This is a genomic window from Anaerococcus sp. Marseille-P3915, from assembly GCF_900258475.1.
GTDB lineage: Bacteria > Bacillota > Clostridia > Tissierellales > Peptoniphilaceae > Anaerococcus > Anaerococcus kampingae.
The window spans coordinates 102,234-121,124 of sequence record NZ_LT984887.1; the positions used below are offsets into that span (position 1 = coordinate 102,234).

The 18,891-nt window shown below is 34.2% G+C and carries 17 protein-coding genes; 15 read left to right on the forward strand and 2 right to left on the reverse strand.

Annotated features, from left to right (window positions below; genetic code table 11):
* The first annotated feature begins 27 nt into the window (after positions 1-27).
* From C8269_RS00410 to mnmA, 3 genes are all read left to right on the forward strand, one after another.
* Positions 28-723 (forward strand): aldose epimerase family protein, encoded by a 696-nt coding sequence (locus C8269_RS00410; RefSeq protein ID WP_106459919.1) that lies wholly within the window; start codon positions 28-30, stop codon positions 721-723.
* 154 nt (positions 724-877) lie between these two features.
* Positions 878-1,945: a cysteine desulfurase family protein gene (locus C8269_RS00415; RefSeq protein ID WP_106459920.1), complete on the forward strand. Its 1,068-nt coding sequence runs from the start codon at positions 878-880 to the stop codon at positions 1,943-1,945.
* Positions 1,942-3,045, forward strand: a complete 1,104-nt coding sequence (gene mnmA, locus C8269_RS00420) for a tRNA 2-thiouridine(34) synthase MnmA (RefSeq protein WP_106459921.1) — start codon at positions 1,942-1,944, stop codon at positions 3,043-3,045. The genes C8269_RS00415 and mnmA overlap by 4 nt, the downstream gene beginning before the upstream one ends.
* 48 nt (positions 3,046-3,093) lie before the next feature.
* Here mnmA and C8269_RS00425 read toward each other — a convergent pair whose 3' ends face one another.
* Positions 3,094-3,921 carry an exodeoxyribonuclease III gene (locus C8269_RS00425; protein WP_106459922.1) on the reverse strand — a complete coding sequence of 276 codons (828 nt, stop codon included), beginning with the start codon at positions 3,919-3,921 and terminating at the stop codon, positions 3,094-3,096.
* A gap of 145 nt (positions 3,922-4,066) precedes the next feature.
* Between C8269_RS00425 and C8269_RS00430 the strand changes: the two genes are divergently transcribed.
* The 7 genes from C8269_RS00430 (at position 4,067) to C8269_RS00460 (ending at position 12,362) form a co-directional block, all read left to right on the forward strand.
* Positions 4,067-5,491 (forward strand): hypothetical protein, encoded by a 1,425-nt coding sequence (locus C8269_RS00430; protein ID WP_106459923.1) that lies wholly within the window; start codon positions 4,067-4,069, stop codon positions 5,489-5,491.
* A 96-nt stretch (positions 5,492-5,587) separates the two neighbouring features.
* Complete coding sequence (locus tag C8269_RS00435; protein ID WP_106459924.1) at positions 5,588-6,037, forward strand: hypothetical protein; 450 nt, start codon at positions 5,588-5,590, stop codon at positions 6,035-6,037.
* Between the two features lie 45 nt (positions 6,038-6,082).
* Entirely contained in the window at positions 6,083-7,354 is a 1,272-nt protein-coding gene (locus C8269_RS00440) for a serine hydrolase (RefSeq protein ID WP_106459925.1), read from the forward strand.
* A 13-nt stretch (positions 7,355-7,367) separates the two neighbouring features.
* A complete protein-coding gene (locus tag C8269_RS00445; RefSeq protein ID WP_106459926.1) occupies positions 7,368-8,285 on the forward strand; it encodes an RluA family pseudouridine synthase in 918 nt (305 codons plus the stop codon).
* Positions 8,286-8,355: 70 nt separating this feature from the next.
* A complete protein-coding gene (locus C8269_RS00450; RefSeq protein WP_106459927.1) occupies positions 8,356-9,885 on the forward strand; it encodes a YifB family Mg chelatase-like AAA ATPase in 1,530 nt (509 codons plus the stop codon).
* Positions 9,885-11,060 carry a GspE/PulE family protein gene (locus C8269_RS00455; protein WP_106459928.1) on the forward strand — a complete coding sequence of 392 codons (1,176 nt, stop codon included), beginning with the start codon at positions 9,885-9,887 and terminating at the stop codon, positions 11,058-11,060. The genes C8269_RS00450 and C8269_RS00455 overlap by 1 nt, the downstream gene beginning before the upstream one ends.
* Before the next feature lie 9 nt (positions 11,061-11,069).
* Positions 11,070-12,362, forward strand: coding sequence for a S41 family peptidase (locus C8269_RS00460; RefSeq protein ID WP_106459929.1), 1,293 nt, complete (start codon positions 11,070-11,072; stop codon positions 12,360-12,362).
* A 32-nt stretch (positions 12,363-12,394) separates the two neighbouring features.
* On the opposite strand, the gene C8269_RS00465 is transcribed toward C8269_RS00460, so the two are convergent.
* Positions 12,395-13,282 carry an ABC transporter ATP-binding protein gene (locus C8269_RS00465; protein WP_106459930.1) on the reverse strand — a complete coding sequence of 296 codons (888 nt, stop codon included), beginning with the start codon at positions 13,280-13,282 and terminating at the stop codon, positions 12,395-12,397.
* A gap of 115 nt (positions 13,283-13,397) precedes the next feature.
* Between C8269_RS00465 and C8269_RS00470 the strand changes: the two genes are divergently transcribed.
* The 5 genes from C8269_RS00470 (at position 13,398) to rseP (ending at position 18,887) form a co-directional block, all read left to right on the forward strand.
* Positions 13,398-13,739: a hypothetical protein gene (locus tag C8269_RS00470; RefSeq protein WP_106459931.1), complete on the forward strand. Its 342-nt coding sequence runs from the start codon at positions 13,398-13,400 to the stop codon at positions 13,737-13,739.
* A 44-nt stretch (positions 13,740-13,783) separates the two neighbouring features.
* A complete protein-coding gene (locus C8269_RS00475) occupies positions 13,784-16,294 on the forward strand; it encodes a hypothetical protein (protein ID WP_106459932.1) in 2,511 nt (836 codons plus the stop codon).
* Positions 16,295-16,389: 95 nt separating this feature from the next.
* The gene (locus C8269_RS00480) at positions 16,390-17,085 is read left to right on the forward strand and encodes an isoprenyl transferase (RefSeq protein ID WP_106459933.1); all 696 of its coding nucleotides are present in this window, start codon (positions 16,390-16,392) and stop codon (positions 17,083-17,085) included.
* A complete protein-coding gene (locus tag C8269_RS00485) occupies positions 17,082-17,861 on the forward strand; it encodes a phosphatidate cytidylyltransferase (RefSeq protein ID WP_106459934.1) in 780 nt (259 codons plus the stop codon). The genes C8269_RS00480 and C8269_RS00485 overlap by 4 nt, the downstream gene beginning before the upstream one ends.
* Positions 17,862-17,867: 6 nt before the next feature.
* Positions 17,868-18,887 carry an RIP metalloprotease RseP gene (gene rseP / locus C8269_RS00490; protein ID WP_106459935.1) on the forward strand — a complete coding sequence of 340 codons (1,020 nt, stop codon included), beginning with the start codon at positions 17,868-17,870 and terminating at the stop codon, positions 18,885-18,887.
* Positions 18,888-18,891: the final 4 nt, after the last annotated feature.

Consider the following 18,891-nt stretch of genomic DNA (forward strand, 5'->3'; position numbering starts at 1 on the left):
GGGTAAAAATAAAATAAAGGAGATTTTATGGAAAAAGAATTAAAAAATAAAAAAATATATTTACAAGTAAACACAAATGGGGCCTACATAGAAAAATTCACCTATGATGAGAAAGATGTATTTTACCCAAAATTTCAAAGGGAAATTAATGGCAAAAATAAAACAAGAGGTGGCAGTCATCCATGCCTTCCATCCTTTGGTCCAAGCGAGATAAACGACCTTAAAGATCATGGCTACGGAAGAGATTGCGAGTGGGAAATTAAGGAAATAGGTGAAGATACAATTGAGTTATATCTTGCAGGAAGGTGTGGCTATGAAGGAGTAGATTCCTTTATAAAGTATGCATTGGGAGATGACTATTTATTTGCAGAAATAAAGATGGTAAATAATTCTGACAAAGACCAGCCAGTAGCACCAGGCTTTCACCCATATTTTAAAGCAGGAGAAAGCTTTAAAGTAGAGGGCCTAGATTTTGGCGACTTTAACCTAGAAGATACTTACTTTTTGGATGCTAGTGAAGTAAAATTCAGGGCAGAAAATTTTAATATAAAAATCACAAGCGATAATTTCCACAAATTTGCCATCTGGACAGATTTCCTAGAAGATTATAGATGTGTAGAACCTTGCTACAATGGCAAGTCTTTCATCAAGGGCGGTGACCCATTTATCCTTAAATCTGGCCAAACTTTTAAGGCATCAATGAAAATTAAAATCGAAGAATAAGCAAAATATCCAGGCTCAGGCTTGGATATTTTAAAATCAGTAAATATTTTTTGTAAGAAATTTATGAAAAATCAAAGTAGAAAATGCCGCCTTAGGGCGGTTTTCATTTGTCTTAAAATCTTGATATCAAGCTTTATAAAAGTATATTGAGAGAATGAAGAAGATATATTTTGACTATGCTGCAACTAGCATTAAAAGAAAGAAAATTTTAGAAAAAATATTAGAAAATGCTGATAAGTTTGACGGCAACCCTGATTCAAGCCACAGCTTTGGCAGAGAGGCTAAGAAGATTTTGGAAGAATCAAGAGGGAAAATTGCAAAAAGTATAAATGCAAATCCATCTCAAATTATTTTCACATCAGGGGCAAGTGAGTCAAATAATACAGTTTTATCAGCCTTTGCTGATAAGAAAATCATTACAACAAATATAGAGCATGACTCTATAGAAAATACTTATAATCCAGAAAAAACCATCCTCTTGAAGATCGGTGAAGATACCAACATCCTTGATCAGCTTAAGGAAAAGCTTACTGATGAGGTTAAGCTTGTATCAATAATGATGGTTAATAACGAAACTGGTTTGATTTTTCCTATCAAGGAAATTGGAGAATTTTTAAAAGATAGGGATGTGTATTTTCATGTAGATTGCGTTCAAGCCTATGGCCACCTTGATATAGATGTTAATGATATGAACATTGATTTTTTATCTCTTTCTGGCCATAAGATTGGTGGGATAAATGGTTTTGGAGTGCTTTTTGCAAGAGAAAGTATCCCTTCTTTTATAAAAGGCGGCGAGCAGGAAAAATACCGCAGGGCTGGCACTTCCTTTGTAATGGGGGCTTATTCCATGGCCAAGTCTTTCCCTTATATGGTTGAAGAAAGGGAAATGATAAGAGAATTAAAGAAATATTTGATAGAAAGTCTTGGTAAAACTGGATTGGCTTTTGAAATAAATGGCAATCCAGAAAAAGATGTCGATCATATTATAAATATTTATTTTAAGGACTACAGGGCAGATTTTCTCCTTACCTATTTGGATATGCATGGTATAGGGGTTTCTGCAGGTTCTGCTTGCAGGGCTGGTGCTGTGATTCCTTCAAAGGTTGTTGAAAGAATTTATGGGCCAGAAAGGGCGAAAAAATCCCTTAGGATAAGCCTGGGTTTTGAAAATTCTAGAGAAGATATAGACAAACTCATAGAAGTGTTAGGAGCTTTGAGATGACAGATAAAAAAGATATAAAGGTAATAGTAGGTATCTCAGGTGGGGTGGATTCTTCTGTTGCAGCCCTTCTTTTAAAGGAAAAGGGATATGATGTGACAGGAATCTTTATGAAAAACTGGGATGATACCGATGAGAATGGCTTTTGTACTGCCGAAGAAGACTTTGAAGATGCGGTAGCTGTTTGCAATCAAATCGGTATTCCCTACTACTCAATAAATTTTGAAAAAGAATACTATGATAGGGTATTTTCCTATTTTCTGGAAGAATACAAGAAGGGTAGGACTCCAAACCCTGATATCATGTGCAATAAGGAAATTAAATTTAAGGCCTTTTTGGACTTTGCCAAAAATCTAGGAGCTGACTACCTAGCTACAGGACATTATGCCAGAGTTGATAGGTCAAGCGGAGAAACTAAGATGCTTAGGGGTCTAGATTCTAATAAGGACCAAACCTATTTTCTAAGCCAACTTTCCCAAGAACAGATAAAGGATGTTTTATTTCCTGTAGGAGATTTGCAAAAATCTGAGGTTAGAGAAATAGCTCAAAGAGCAGGCCTTGCTACAGCTAATAAAAAGGATTCGACAGGTATTTGCTTTATAGGTGAAAGAGACTTTAATGAATTTTTATCCCATTATTTGCCAGCTCAACCAGGAAATATTGTTGATACCAAGGGTAAGGTTTTGGGTAAACACGATGGCCTTATGTATCACACCATAGGCCAAAGACGTGGACTTGGTATAGGTGGAGAAGGTGAAGCTTGGTTTGTTTATGGCAAGGATTTAGAGAAAAACGAACTTTTAGTTTGCCAAGGCAAGAAAAATCCTCTCTTATTTTCAAATAAGCTTTTAGCTTCAGAATTTTCTACGATTTCTGATAAAGAATGTCCAAAAGAATTTGACTGTACTGCTAAATTTAGGTACAGACAAGCAGATATCAAGGCTCATGTAAAAGTTCTTGGAGATGGCAAGGTAGAGGTGACCTATGATGAAACCAAGGCAGTTACACCAGGCCAAGCTGCAGTTTTCTATGACGGGGAAGTGTGTTTGGGATCTGCAATAATCGACGAAGTATATATGAATGATAAGAAGTTAAGAGTATAAAAATAAACCTTGAAGGCCATTTTAAAATGGATGCTTCAAGGTTTTTTCTTATATGTTGATTTCTAGAACAATAGGTGTGTGGTCTTGCCTATCACCTGAGTTAATCATATCAGAATCTGTGATTAAATCCTTTATTCTATCAGAAACTAGGAAATAATCAATCCTCCAGCCTGAGTTGTTGATTTTACTTGTCTTTACCCTTTGGGCCCACCAGGTGTACTTGCCTTCGACATTGCCGTGGATGTGCCTAAAGGTGTCTGTAAAGCCCTTTGCTAAGAGGTTAGTAAAGCCTTCCCTCTCCTCGTCTGTAAAACCAGCTGACATGTGGTTGTTTTCTGGGTGGGCTAGGTCAATTTCCTCGTGGGCCACATTGTAGTCGCCACAGGCAATTACTGGTTTATTTTTGTCAAGACTAGATAGATAATCTGCATAAAGCTTGTCCCATTCTTGTCTTTCAGATAGTCTTGCAAGCTCACCACCCGCATTTGGTGTATAGACATGGGTGAAGTAATAATTTTCAAACTCTAAAGTAATAATCCTACCTTCTAAATCCATAGTAGATGGGGCCCCGATTACAGGAAAGTCTACCTCAGGCTTTAGTCCTTTTTTATAAAGGGTCATGGTACCTGCATAGGATTTGCGAGCGCCTTCCTGGCTTGATAGCCAAACATAATCATAATCAGGGAAATATTCGGCAAGTTTTTCCTTATGTTTCTTGCTAGGGCCTCCGTGAGGAAGTTTAGTCTCTTGAATGGCGATTATATCCGCATCTTCCTTGACGATAGTATCTAATACTAAACGGCTCATTACAGCCCTAGCTGAATCGCTTGTAAGGGCTGCATTTAGTGAATCTATATTCCATGAAATAAATTTCATTTAAATCTCCTTTGCTATTTTCTTCTTATATTAGTATACAACTTAAAAAAAACTTTCAAAATTTCTACAAAATTAACACAAATTTAACACCCTATTGGGTATTATATAATTAAGAAAGATACCAATATATTTTAAGGAGGGTGTCATGAAAAAATCTAAATTATTACTAGCCCTAGCAATCTCAGCTATGTTAATTAACACTGCTTTCGCTAGCGAACAAATCCAAAATCAAAAAGTAAATGAAATCGAAGCAGAAGACTCAATTACAAATCCAAAAGTAGCAGAATATAAGATTAAAAAGATTTATGAGGAAGGTGTTGACCTTGCAGCAGTTAATAACGAAGCAGAAGTCTACAATGTGCCAAAATCTTATTTTAAGGGAATGGACCTTAAGGAAGGAAAAGTATTTACCCTTTACACATCTTGGGAAATTCTAGAATCTGATCCTGCAAAATTTGCAAAAGTATATAGGGTCATAGAAGGTAAAGAAAGCCACGTAATAACTGACACTTATGTAATTAAAAAAATAAATGCAGAAGGGGTAGACTTATATAAAAAATCTAATCCAGATGATTTATATAATGTTCCTAAGAGTGAATTCAAAAATATTGACCTTGTAGAAGGTAAAGAAGTTGAAATAACAGCCGATGATATTCTAACAGCCTCTGACCCTGCAAAATTTATTAAAATACATCAAATAAAAGAAGTGAAATCTGAAGAAGAAAAAATTGTAAAAGATTATGTAGTAAAAGAAATTCACGAAGAAGGTGTAGATCTTTATGAACTAGGAAATGAAGCAAATGTCTACAATGTTCCTAAAAAAGAATTTAAGGACATGAAGCTTGAAAAAGGCAAAGTCTTTACAATTACAACTAACGATGTAGTTATGACTTCTAATCCAGCCCAATTTGGTAAAATCTATTCAATAGTTGAAAAAGAACAAGCTAAAAAAATGACCAAAGAATATGTAGTAGAAAAAATAAATGGAGACTTTGTAACAGTCTATGAAAAAGGAAACAAAGAAGACAAATACAATCTAAATAAAAAAGATTTTGGAAAAGTAAATCCAGAAGTAGGCAAAACTTACAAGATAGAAACATCTGAAGAAATCCTAACATCAAATCCAGCTCAATTTGCAGCTGTATATAAGGTTGAAGAAGTAAAAGAAAAACAAAAAAAGGAAGAGAAAAAAGAAAAAGCTAAAGAAACTATGCTTACAGACACCTTTGTAATAGAAAAAATCGATGAGGAAGGAGTCACAGTAGCTAGAAAATCAAATAAGGAAGATAAGTATTTAGTCCCTAAAAAAGAATTTGGCAAAAGCGAATTAAAAGTAGGAAAAGTCTATAAAATCACGACAGATGATGTAATCCTAACTTCTTATCCAGCCCAATTTGGCAAAATCTTTAAGATAGAAGAAGTAGAGGCAAAAGATAATAAAAAGGAAGATAAAAATTCTAAAAAAGAAAACAAGTCTTCTGCTAAAAACCCAAAGACAGGTCTAATCGGCTCATCAATGGCCCTAATTGGACTAATCGGTGCAGGTCTTGCTTATAAAAAAACTAAATAAGAGATAAATGTTTAACTTTATTACAATCCATTCCTCAGGGGTGGATTGTTTTTTTGCTTATTTACGATAAAGTTATCTTAAAAGAAGGGCTAGGCAATGAAAAAATCACTTAAAATTTTTATAATAATATTTATAAGCATCATTGGTCTAATTGCGATTTTCAACCTAGCTTTAAATATACTTAGGGAAAATTCTCAGCTTAAAGACCTAAAAGAAATAGGAGATAGGTTGTCTTCTTATAAGTTAGAATATTATAGTGAGCGTGGCTTTGGAAATGATAGGGAGGATGTATATTCCTTTAGCCTAAAAGATGCAGATGATATAAAAGATTTTAAGGAAGTTAATGAATTTTTTGAAAAACGCTATGAAAATCTCACTGACCTTATAAAAAGAGAAAATCCTGACCACCATATCCTCAATGACCTTGAGAAATTTAGGCAAAATTACGATATTTATTATATGGACCTAGATCTAATGAGTGAAGAAAAATTATATTTTTATTCTCCAAAGACTAATAAGGGCTTCCTAATTATTTTCACTATCTAGACTTTGATAAGCATAATGTGATAAGATTAGTAATAAGGAGAATATATGAAAAAGATTTTAAAACTAAGTCTACTAATACTGGGACTTTTTATAAGTTTTGGGACAAGGGCCTTTGCAGATGAAAATACTTTAAAAAATGACATTTACGATGCAATATATAAAAACATTGATGGAAAGCTTACTTATGACATAAATATAAAATCAATCGGTGGAGAAAGTGATGTTGATATAAGGATGTCAAATGCTGATACGCCTTATCTTCCATCAGCATCGACTATAAAAATTTTCATAGGTCTTGCCATGAGAGATGCCATATATGATGGAGATTTTTCTTATACTGATGATATAAAAGAAGACCTTGACCTAGCCTTAAGAAATTCAGATAATGATGCAACAAACCGCCTCATAGAAAAATTAGGTTTTGATAGGATAAATAGAGCGATTTTTAAATATACTTTGTCAGATAAAACTAGGCTTAATAGGCTAATGCTTGGCCAAGGAGATGAAAATATAACAAACTCTAAGGACCTAACTAAGGGACTCATTGAAATTTATAAGTCAAATGATGAAATATCTAAAGATATGATAAAATCAATGGAAGATTCATCATCAAAAAGAGTCAAGCTTTTAAAAGATATAAATCCAAGCTTATATTGCCTAAACAAAACAGGCGAGCTAAAAAATATTGAAAATGACCTAGCCCTTATAAATACTGGAAAGTCTAGCTTTATAATAAGCCTTTTGACAGAAGATAGGGCAAATCTTGGTCGTGATATGCAAATAAAGCTCATAAATAACTTAGGTTTAGAAATAACAGAGGCCTTCGTTAATTATGATAAGAAGATGACTCTTCTTAAGGAGCAAAAAGAAAGAGCAGAGATTTCTAGGATGGATACGACAGAGAAGAAACTAGCCTATGCAATTTATAAAAATCAGATAAGTTATGATGCAGCAAGCCTTTTATTAAAGACAAATTCTGTTGATAATATTAGAGAAAATTTAGAAAAATCAAATAAGAAATCAGAATATCTAGTAATAAGAGCAAGTGATTGCCTCGCCAAGCTTACAAAAAATAAAATAGAAAGTAAGGATGATAGGACCCTTAACCTAATTAGACTTATTTATACAGATAAAAAAGATTTAAGACAAATAAATACCAGCCTTGCCCTAGCCTTTTATAACAACAACAGGAGCCTAGAAGCTGCAAAGACTCTTCTAGAAAAATCTCCAAGGGCAAGTCTTGATATTAGGTCAAAGCTATTGGCTAATATCAAAAACTCAGAAGAAATGGTAGAAAAAGCCAAAAAAATCCTATAGAAAAGAAATAAACATGATATTAATTGCAGATGATACGATAAGAGTAGATAAGTATATATCCGACGAACTTGATGAAATACCAAGGGAGAAGATAAAAGACTTTATCAAGGATAAGCTTATACTAGTAAATGAAAATCAAATAAAACCATCTTTCAAGCTAAAAGAGGGCGATGAAATCTTTATCGACGATAGCCTATTTGAAGTACCTGAATTAATAGCAGAAGACATCCCCCTAGATGTGGTCTATGAAAATGATGACTTAGCAGTCATTAACAAGCAAAAAAATCTCATAGTCCATCCGGCAGGATCAATTGTGACTGGAACCCTTGTAAATGCCTTGCTTTTTAAGTATGGTTATGACAATCTCTCCCACATTGGTGGCGAAGATAGGCCAGGCATTGTCCATAGACTTGATAAGGATACGACTGGTCTTATGGTAATTGCCAAAAATAACGACTCCTACCGCTACCTTAAAAATCTTTTTGAAACTAGGAAGGTCAGAAAAGAATATCTGGCAATAGTCTTTGGGAATTTTAGGGAAAAATCAGCCAGGATAGAAAATTTTATGGGCAGAGACCCCCAAAATAGGAGAAAGATGGCGGTTTTAAATTCAGGGAGAAAGGCCATTTCTGAATATGAGGTCCTAAGTGAGGTCGAGAGATTTTCCCTAGTTAGGGTTCATATAATAACAGGCAGGACCCATCAGATAAGGGTCCATATGACAGATATAAACCATCCCCTCCTAGGAGATCCAGTCTATGGTAATTTCAAGCACAAATTTAACCTAGACCACCCACTTCTTCACTGCACCTACCTTGCCTTTGAAGATAAAAATGGAGAAAAATTAGAATTTAACCAAGACCCACCAGAAGAATTTATGAAGTATCTAAATATCTTAGGCCTTGATAAAGAGAAGATAAAAGTTGAGTGAAAGCTCAGCTTTTTTATTTAATTAAAAGTCTTAAATTATATGATATAATTATATAAGACAGGGGGTTAATATGTATTCAAAAACTAATACAACTTCACTAATTGGCCTTGAAGGAAGGCTGGTGGAGGTTGAAAGCGATATAACAAGCGGCTTGCCAAAATTTAATATAGTTGGTTTGCCAGATTCATCGATAAATGAAGCCAAGGATAGGGTGAGGGTTGCCCTAATAAATTCTGGCTACAAATTTCCAGCAGGTAGGATTACCATAAATTTATCACCAGCTGACTTAAAAAAGGAAGGCACACAACTAGATTTGCCTATTGCCATTTCCCTTCTAAGTTCTATGGGCATCATTGAAAGGATAAATGATGACTTCATCTTTCTTGGAGAACTTTCTCTAGATGGGAGGATTATGCCAATTAGGGGAGCTCTTGCCATGGTCATTTCTATGAGGGAAAAGGGCTTTAATAAATTTATAATTCCTTACGAAAATAGGGATGAATGTGCCATTATATCTGACATAGAAGTCTATCCTTTTATGAAATTAGAAGAAATTGTCGGATTTTTAAATGGAGACATTAGTAAAAGCCCTTATAAGATAAATCCAGCCCTTCTTGAAGATAAGGTATCCTATGACTATGATTTTAAGGACCTTAAGGGCCAGGAAAATCTCAAACGTGCACTTCAAATAGCAGCTGCTGGAGGCCATAACCTACTCATGATAGGAGCTCCGGGATCTGGAAAGACCTTCTCAGCCAAGCATTTACCAACAATTCTTCCAGATATGAGCTTTGAAGAAAGGGTGGAGGTTACAAAAATTTATTCTATAATGGGACTTCTTGATAGCGGTCATCTTGTAAATGAAAGACCTTTTAGGGCACCCCACCACTCATCAAGCCAGGTAGCCCTCATAGGCGGCGGCCATTCTGTTCCAAAGCCTGGTGAGATAACCCTAGCCCATAGGGGAGTTTTGTTTTTGGATGAGTTTCCAGAATACCAGAAAAATGTTATCGAAGCTTTGAGAGAACCCCTAGAAAACAAGGAAATAAACGTGGCTCGTGCCCAGGCAAGCGTCAAATATCCTTCAGATTTTATTCTAATTGCAGCCATGAACCCATGCCCATGCGGCAATTATGGCAATCCACTTAAGGAATGCACTTGCTCCATAAATGAGATTAGAAGATATTTAAATAAAATTTCTTCCCCAATCCTAGATAGGATTGACATCCACATAGAGATAAAACCTGTCAAATACGATGATTTAAGGGGAGATACTAAGTCTAAAACATCAGCTGAGCTAAAAAGTGAGGTAGTAAGGGCAAGGGAAATTCAAAGTGATCGATACAAGGACGAAAAAATAAAAACAAACGCCCTACTTTCAACCAGGCAGATGAAAAAATATATCAAACTTAGCCCAGACGTTGAAAAAATTGGTCAAGTAGCCTTTAACAAATATAATTTTTCGGTAAGAAGCTATAACAAAATCCTTAAGATGGCAAGGACTATAGCAGACCTTGAGGCAAGCCCAGAAATTACTCAAAAGCACCTCTTAGAAGCCATCAGATACAGGTCCTTGGATGATAAGTATTGGAGCGTATAATGCTTGACCAAAGAAAGATTTTATCCGATATAGATGGCTTTATCAACGATTTATTAAGCCACGCTATAAGGGAAAATGCATCTGATATCCATATTCAACAAGAAGAAACTTATGGCAAGATTAGATTAAGGATAGATGGGATTTTGTTTGATATAATGAGGATCAATAAAACAAATGCCAAGATGCTTATATCGAAAATAAAAGTGGAAGCCAAGATGGATATTTCAGAAAAACGCCTCCCTCAAGACGGGGCCCTAAAGCTAGATAATTTTGAAAACATCGATTTTAGGATATCAACCCTTGCCACAGTCAATGGTGAAAAGCTAGTCCTAAGAATCCTTTCCTTAGAAAGATTTAAAAATAGGGGAAGGCTTCTAGGTTTTTCTGACAATTCTAAGGAAAAATTGCAAAAGGCAATCAGCAAGAAAAGCGGCATGGTCCTAATAAGTGGGCCCACAGGTTCAGGAAAATCCACCTCTCTCTACAGCCTTTTAGAAAGCCTAAATACAGAGGAAGTAAACATAGTTTCAATTGAAGACCCAGTTGAATACAAGATAGAAAATATAAATCAAATATCAGTAAAGGAAAAAATCGGCTTAACCTATCCTAAAATCCTAAGGGCTATCCTCCGCCAAGACCCAGACATAATAATGATTGGCGAGATAAGAGATAAGGAGACAGCAGCCATAGCCATAAGGGCGGCCATAACTGGTCATTTAGTCGTGAGCACAACTCACACGACTGATGCCCTCTCAGCCTTAGTGAGACTAAAAGACCTAGGAGTAGAGGAATTTCTCATAAGATCGGCCATAAATGCCCTGGCCAGCCAAAGGCTAGTCAGAAAATTATGCACCTGCAAAAAAGCCGACACCATGACAGACTTCGAATATGAACTAGTAAGCAAATACCTAAGGGTAGATAAGAATACAAAAATTTACAGGCCTGTAGGCTGCCCAAAATGTAAAAAAGGCTACCTAGAACGCCAGGCAGTAGAAGAAGTAATCCTAATAGATGATGAATTTAAAGACATCCTCAAAAACTACGGCCTAGAATCAAAGGAACTAAAGGATAAGCTAAAAAAAGAAAAATTCAGACCAATGCTAACAAATGGCCTAATCCAAATAATGGAGGGTGAGACTTCTTTTGAAGAAGTGTTAAAGGTCCTAGACTATTGAGGCTAAATTATGAAAAAACATAAAAAAATATTAACACTTGCAATTGCTCTTATAATTGGTCTTTCTCTATCATTTATTTTAAGAGATAGGAAAGAGCATTTTGATTATGAAATTGACCCTAAATATTATTCCAAAAGCCAGAGCTCCTTTGAAAATGACTTTGACTATGCCTTTGACACTCTAGAAAAATACTATGCACTGTTTTACAGGAATGGGACCTATGATTTTTTGAAAAGGCGAAATGACTATAAGAAAGAAATCAAAAATATAAGTACAGATAGGGAGTTTTTTGACAGGATGAATAAGATTTTAGCAGACTTGGGTGATGGTCATACCAATCTCTTAGATAATGAAGAATCTTATGACATGAAGGCGACCTTTGTCTTATCCAACAAGGAGGAAAAGGGAGAAGTAAATGTTGATTTGATAAATTATTTGTTTGGGACAAAAATCTCACGTTACTTCGAAAAGGTTTTTAAAGAATCTAAGGCTGCTACAAAAAATCTAATTACCCAAGACATAAATAAGGACATAGCCTATTTAAAAATTAGGGCAATGATTGACCCAGGTACAGCAGATTTTGAGGAAGACTTAGACCTTTTAAAAACTTACCTAAAAAAATCAAAAAATAAAAAGGCTTTAATTATTGATCTTAGAGGCAATGGTGGGGGTAATTCTGCTTATACAGATAGCTATTTGTATCCGATGATTTTGGGGAAAAGAGAGTTTAAAGATAGCCATGAGTATATCCTATTTAGGTCAGAAGAGGTCTTTAAGTATGATCCTCAGTATCCGGAATTAAAGGATTCCATAAAGAAAATTAAGGAGTCAGATTATAAATATTTGGAAGATAATATTCCTTTTCTTAAGAAAGATAAGAAGATGATGGAGAATATCAGAAAAAACTACACTCACATCATCTTTAATCCTGGTCTTGAAAATACTGGCGAATTTGGAGATGACTATAAATTTAATGGCAAGCTCTATCTTTTGATAGATGAAGATGTTTATTCATCAGGCCAAATAGCAGCCCACTTTTTTAGCGATAATAAGCTTGGAACAATTATAGGGGAAAAGACAGGAGGAGATGGTATAGGGACAACACCAGCCATGGTAAAACTCCCAAACACCAAATACATCCTAAGATTCTCCCATGAACTAGGCCTTAGGGAAACAAAGTCAATGGAAGAATCAACCTATACAATCCCAGATATAGAGATTTCCAAAAAAGATCAATCAGAAATTCCTTCTAATGATGGGTGCGTCAAAAAAGTAATAGAAATAGAAGCTCAAAAAAATTAGCCTACAAACTTTAAAATAGTCTGTGGGCTTTTTTACATTATGGAAAAAATTTCCTTGTACCTATCCTCAGCACCCAGCTTACTTGTTTGAAATTTGTTTATTTCAAGATTTGATCTTGTAAGGATATTCATAAATTCTATATAATTATCTTCATTCATATTTATTTCAAGAATGCTTCTATCAGGATTTTCCTCAAATTTAAATTTTTCATTCCTTTCCAAGATGTTTTTAAAGACTGTAAGATTTTCATGATTTTTAAATCCTAACAATACTTTTAATTTCTTAAAATCATTAATATTTTCATAAATAAGTCCACCATCTTTTATAAAGAGGATATCATTTGTAACCTGGTCTATTTCTAGTAGAGAGTGTGATGATATTATTAGGGTCTTACCATTTTTATGAAGGTCTGTAATAATATGTCTTGTTTTTAGGATGCTTGTAGGGTCTAGGCCATTAAGAGGTTCATCCATTATTATAAGGTTATCATCCGGCATTATAGCCATGGCAAGGAGGAGGTGTTGTTTCATACCTAGAGAATAGGAGGCAACTTTCTTGTCGATATAAGAGCCAATATCTAAAAAATCAATCACATAGGAAATTCTATTTTCATCAAGCTTATGGCTTTCTTTTATAAATTTCAGATGGTCAAGACCAGTCAGATAGGGATATAGTATCGTATTATCTTTAAGGATTGACATTTTTTGAAAAACATCAGGCTTTTTATTGGAAATGCCAAAAATATTTATCTTCCCCTTATATGGTATAAGGTTTCCTATACAATTTATGAGGGTAGACTTACCTGCGCCATTTGGACCTACCAGGCCTAGGATTGTAGGCTTTTCTAAATCAAAAGAAATGTTTTTTAAAACCTTGTTTTTGCCATAAGATTTTTCTAAATTTTTAATAGATAGGATCATAAACCCTCCTTTACAAATCCTAATACGTTAGTATAGTAATAATATATCGTATTATTATCTTTTGTCAATATTTATCTCGTAGATAGGTCTATGCCCTACACAATTAGGAGAGATTATGAATAAAATAAGAAAAATAATAATGATTGTACTAATGTTTGCATTATTACCTTTAGTAAATGTTAATGCTGAAACTGAAGTTAAAAAAGATACAGAATTTACAACAGGTTATAAAGCTGAAAAAGCTTATAGGTCAAAAATAGTTAGAGCAATGACACGTATGGCTCCTGATAAAGTCTATTATAAAAAACTTGAAGGAAACTATCTTTATGAAGGCTGGCTTTACTATGAAAGCTTTATTGGTATAGAGGAGAGCAGTGGATTAGGGTTATTTGTATATGGCGGCTATGTAAATGCTTACCCAAAGAATGATGTAATGAATTTGACCGTTGATAGATAGTTAGATTAAGGGCATAGACTTTTCTAATATAGGAAGGAAAAATTATGAAATTTGAATTAAAAAAGATTATAAAAAATAAAATTTTCCTTATTTTTATCCTCGCTAGTCTTATCTTTGTCCTTTTTATCAATTTTATCAAAAAAGCAGATATTGATTATTTTTTAATTGACGGTTTGGAAGATGTGAATGTACTTGATAGGGTTTTAGAAAAAGATAATGATCTTAGCTTTAAACTTTCTGACACTTACCCACCTACTACGATTTGGCAAGGAGTGACAGATAATTTTAATAAAGATTACCAAAAGATTGTTGGGCAAATTGATTATGATGAAATGGTACTTTCAAGTGATGAATACCTAGGAGAAAATCCTCCTATTATGAGAGCATCTTTTTTCGAGGATATCTTAAATTTTATTGATAAGTACAAGCTTAAGACAAGTCCTCTAAATGAGCAGAAATTAATATTCTTAAGGGATTTTTATAGAAATATTGAAAGTAGAGACTTAAGCCCAGAATCTTTTATAAAAAATATAAGAAAGTCAAGTCAAAATATTTTTTATTCTAATATAAAAATATATTTCGGCTTAGTTCCTGTCCTGTTAATAAGCCTATTTGTAGGTGCAAGCCTTAGTAGGGATTATGAAAATGGTCAGGCCTTTTTAAAATTAACTTCTATCAAGAAAAGGATTTGGATTTTACTTGATAAGCTTAGTCTAGGACTTTTTCTAGCTTTTATATATTTTCTTATAATTGTACTAACATCACTTTTAATAGGTAAAATTAATGGGGATTATGATTGGATTTTTACTTTACCAATAGGAAGTTTTGGGGAAAATCAAAACCAGGTTGTTTTTGCTGGATTTCTATGGAAAACTTTTCTTATCTTTATGGCAAGAGTGTTTTTCTTTAGTAGTGCCTTTATAAGCTTAGGATTGATTTTTAAAAATACCAATATTTTTCTAGAAACAGTGGTATTTATAAGTGGAGTTTTAGGTGCTTTAACTGAATTTGCTGAAAAATTACAAACCATCTACAATCCATTTTATTTTTCCTATTATGATTTTATTCTCGGCAGCAAAAAATTAATGGGGAATATAAAAGGAAGGGTCGATTTTTCTTACCAAAGCCCAAGTTTTAAATTAAGCCTTATAGGAATTTATCTAATTTTCGGGATATTATTTTTGATAATTGCTTATGGTTTTATAAAATTTGCTAAGGGAAAGATTGGTAGAAACAAAATTAAAAAAGAAAGAATAAAGGTTAAGGATTTACTTTCTTTTGAAAAACTTAAAATAAAATCTTTTAGCAAAAATACAGGCCTAAGCTTCACTCTTATCGCACTTATATTACTAATTTTCTCTATAAATCTAAGGTCAAAAATGACAAGCAAAGATTTTTATGCTTATAAAAATACCTTTATGAAGATTGCCATGATAAGAGATGGGGCAAATTTTATTGAAAACTCTAATACAAGTGATAAAGGTGAGGATCCCAACTTAGCTTCCAAGACTCAGGCTTATATGGATAAGCTTAATGACCTGGACAGGCTAAAGGAAGCATCTGATTCGGAGAATTTTTATAAAATTTTGTCAAAAGCTAGTTTGTTTGCTGAAAGTCTTGGTGATGAATTAAACCCAAATCTTGCCGATGAGCACTTTAAGGTTTCTGAGGGAAATTTGATAAATGGAAAGATATCTGAGTTTTCAAAACAAGCCAGCCATAGTTTCAGAAAAGAGCTAATAAGTAGAGATATCAAGCCTATGAATTTAATTTTTGATAGAAGCCTTACTTATTATGATAAGTTAAAAGATGAAAGGGTTTTGGATGCTGCTATAAAGGCTCAGATACCTAAGGATACTTCTTCTTTTATACTGTTTTTAAAGCTTATAAATGAATATAAACTTCTTATCGTTCTTATAACGATATGCGTATTTATCTATGGAGGAGCTTATAAATATGAATTTATTAATGAAAATTCCTATGATTTGTTAAGGACTCAGCCTCTTGATTTAAGAAAAGTCTATGATAAAAAATTCCTAGCAAGTCTTACTTTTTGCCTTAAATTTTTACTAGTGACAAGCCTTGTGATTGTAATTTTGGGAATTTTCAATGACCCTAGGCATACTTTAAATTTTCCTATTTTAAAATATTTAGGAAGGGTAGCTGATCCGAATCTTGCTACAGACTATTCAAAGGATTTTACCTATATCTCTCTTGGCAGATATCTATTAGATACGATGATTTTAAGCCTATCTTTTCTAATGTTTTTGCTAAGCATTGTTCAATTGCTAAGCCTTATTGTTAAAGATATGTTTAAGACCTATTTATACCTTGCCTTAATAATCTTAATGATGTTTTTAATTTTATACTTGTTTAGGTCCTATTCATATTTAAATCCCCTCACTTATTTCTTAGCTGAAGAAATTGTTGATGGCAGCCTAAGTGTAAAATATGGTATAAATCATTTTGATAGCTATATAGGATCGATTTACCTTATTTTGTTGGGAGTTTTAATCTATTTAATAGGAAGGAAATTGGCAAGGAAAATTTTATAATAAGTTGGCAGCTTTTATATAAGGCTGCCCTTATTTTTTATAGAAAATTAGCCAGTCTTTGAGTATAATGACTTAAGGAATTTAAGAGAGGACTTATGACTGAATTAAAAATACCATCCCATCTTGCTATCATTCTTGATGGCAATGGAAGATGGGCTAAGAAACAAAATAGGCCTAGGACCTTCGGCCATAAGGAAGGTGCGGAAAATGTGATTAGGATTGCAAGGTCTGCCAAGAAGTTTGGCATTAAGACTTTGACTCTTTATGCATTTTCTACAGAAAATTGGAAAAGACCCGCTAGTGAGGTCGGATTTTTGATGGATTTGCTTATTAAATTTGTAAAATCCAAACTTGATGAACTTATTGCAGAAGATTGTAAGCTTAATTTCTTGGGAGATATTTCTAAGCTTCCAGAAAAAACAAGAGAAGCTTGCCTTTATGCCTTGGATAAAACCAAGGATAACAAGTCTCTGCTTATAAATATTGCCCTTAATTATGGGGGTAGGGATGAGCTTGTCCATGCCTTTAGAGAAATTATGGCCAAGGGATATGGTCCTGATGATATTACAGAAGAGATGATTTCTGATAATTTATATACATCAGGTCAATCTGACCCAGACCTTTTGATTAGACCTGGCGGTGAGCTTAGGTTGTCTAATTTTCTAATCTATCAGATGGCTTACACAGAGCTTTATTTTACAGATGTTTTGTGGCCAGATTTTACTGAGGATGATTTAAAGGATGCAATCCTTGATTTTACTAGAAGAGATAGAAGATATGGTGGCCTATGATTAAGTTTTTAAACAGGGCCTTTGGTGGTGCTGTAATATTAACACTTTTGATTTTAATAACTTACTTGGGCAGGATTCCACTTGCTCTTGGAGTGGCAGCTTTTTCTTATATAGCCCTCCATGAGATGGATAAGGCCCTTAGTAAGATTAAACTCCACCTACCAATGAAGTGCCTTTATTTTACTAATGGGATAATCATGCTTGCGGCCTTTATAAATAATTCTGATATTTATATAGCTTCCCTTGTGGTTTCGGTTTTGTATTTATTTATGTACATCATCCTAACTGGTCACTACAGCCTTTATGATGGCTTTGCTGCAGCCTTTGTTATGCTTTATGTATCATTTTTGATCTCCCATATCCTAAGGATAAAAAATGTGTCCTATGTGTGGATGCTTTATATTACAGCCTGGGGATCTGATACCTTTGCCTATCTTGTTGGCAGCCTTTTTGGCAGGCACAAGATGGAATGGATGGCTCACATTAGCCCGAATAAGACCATTGAGGGGTCAATTGGTGGAATTGCTGGAGCTACGATTTTAAATATTGTCTATTGCCATGAATTTGGCCTTGACACTTATGTTAGAGAGATAGTTATTTTTACAATTATTGCTGCGATTATGTCACAAATTGGTGACTTGATTGCATCTTATATTAAAAGACAAACTGGAATTAAAGATTTTGGTAACCTAATACCAGGCCATGGTGGCATCCTTGATAGGTTTGATTCTATCATGTTTATTGCACCTGTCCTTTATCTTTTTTCTAGGATTTAAGGAGAATTGATGAGAATATTAATAGCGGTAGTACTATTTTTGCTACTAATTGTATTTCACGAGTTTGGTCACTTCCTTGTGGCCAAACTTTCTGGAATCAAGGTAAATGAGTTTGCAGTGGGCATGGGGCCCCTTATTTTTTCTAAAGAAAAGGGAGAGACCCTTTATTCTTTAAGGCTAATCCCAATTGGTGGCTACTGTGCCATGGAAGGTGAGGATGAAGAATCGCCAGACCCTAGATCTTTTGATAGGGCACCGGCTTCTAAGAGATTTCTAACAATCTTGGCAGGCCCTGTAGCTAATCTTATTATAGCTGTCCTAGTCTTTATGACTGTGGGCCTTATGGCAGGGATAATTACTACTTCAATAGGGGATTTTACAGAAAATTCACCAGCTAAAGAAGCTGGCATGCAAGTAGGAGATGAGATAAGAAAAGTTGGAGATAAGGATATCAAAGATTTCACTGATATTTCTGCAGGAATTGCTGATTTTTATAAGGATAAGGATTATGATAAGCCTATCACAGTTCAGTATTATAGAGAAAGTTCAGATACCATCACAGCTGTAGATTTGAAGGTAGAAGTAAAAGATGATTCTGCCTATATTGGTATAATGCCAGCAAGAAAGAGGCCAGGATTTTTTGAAGCTATTGGCCTTGGTTTTAGTGAAACTTGGAAAAATATCAAGATGATTTTTACAGTTCTTGGTAGACTATTTACAGGAAAAATTGCCCTAGGAGCCCTATCAGGTCCAATTGGAGTCCTAAAGGAAATGGGCAACCAAGCCAATAACGGCCTTGCCAATCTCTTATACTTTTTAGGTTATATTTCTGTTAACCTAGCAGTTTTTAACCTACTTCCAATACCAGCCCTTGACGGGTCAAAGCTTTTGACAAGTGGGATAGAGATATTGACAGGCAAGAAAATAAACAAAAAAATCGAAGAAAGAATCACCATAGTTGGATTTATCCTCCTAATGGGACTTATAATTTTGGTAAGCATAAAAGATATAATTAATTTATTTTAAAAGG

Coding starts and splice junctions, on each gene's coding strand:
- mnmA (WP_106459921.1), top strand. CDS start 1,942: ATGACAGATAAAAAAGATATAAAGGTAATAGTAGGTATCTCAGGTGGG.
- C8269_RS00470 (WP_106459931.1), top strand. CDS start 13,398: ATGAATAAAATAAGAAAAATAATAATGATTGTACTAATGTTTGCATTA.
- C8269_RS00440 (WP_106459925.1), top strand. CDS start 6,083: ATGAAAAAGATTTTAAAACTAAGTCTACTAATACTGGGACTTTTTATA.
- C8269_RS00445 (WP_106459926.1), top strand. CDS start 7,368: ATGATATTAATTGCAGATGATACGATAAGAGTAGATAAGTATATATCC.
- C8269_RS00415 (WP_106459920.1), top strand. CDS start 878: ATGAAGAAGATATATTTTGACTATGCTGCAACTAGCATTAAAAGAAAG.
- C8269_RS00410 (WP_106459919.1), top strand. CDS start 28: ATGGAAAAAGAATTAAAAAATAAAAAAATATATTTACAAGTAAACACA.
- C8269_RS00475 (WP_106459932.1), top strand. CDS start 13,784: ATGAAATTTGAATTAAAAAAGATTATAAAAAATAAAATTTTCCTTATT.
- C8269_RS00485 (WP_106459934.1), top strand. CDS start 17,082: ATGATTAAGTTTTTAAACAGGGCCTTTGGTGGTGCTGTAATATTAACA.
- C8269_RS00465 (WP_106459930.1), bottom strand. CDS start 13,282: ATGATCCTATCTATTAAAAATTTAGAAAAATCTTATGGCAAAAACAAG.
- C8269_RS00430 (WP_106459923.1), top strand. CDS start 4,067: ATGAAAAAATCTAAATTATTACTAGCCCTAGCAATCTCAGCTATGTTA.
- C8269_RS00425 (WP_106459922.1), bottom strand. CDS start 3,921: ATGAAATTTATTTCATGGAATATAGATTCACTAAATGCAGCCCTTACA.
- C8269_RS00460 (WP_106459929.1), top strand. CDS start 11,070: ATGAAAAAACATAAAAAAATATTAACACTTGCAATTGCTCTTATAATT.
- C8269_RS00450 (WP_106459927.1), top strand. CDS start 8,356: ATGTATTCAAAAACTAATACAACTTCACTAATTGGCCTTGAAGGAAGG.
- C8269_RS00455 (WP_106459928.1), top strand. CDS start 9,885: ATGCTTGACCAAAGAAAGATTTTATCCGATATAGATGGCTTTATCAAC.
- C8269_RS00480 (WP_106459933.1), top strand. CDS start 16,390: ATGACTGAATTAAAAATACCATCCCATCTTGCTATCATTCTTGATGGC.
- C8269_RS00435 (WP_106459924.1), top strand. CDS start 5,588: ATGAAAAAATCACTTAAAATTTTTATAATAATATTTATAAGCATCATT.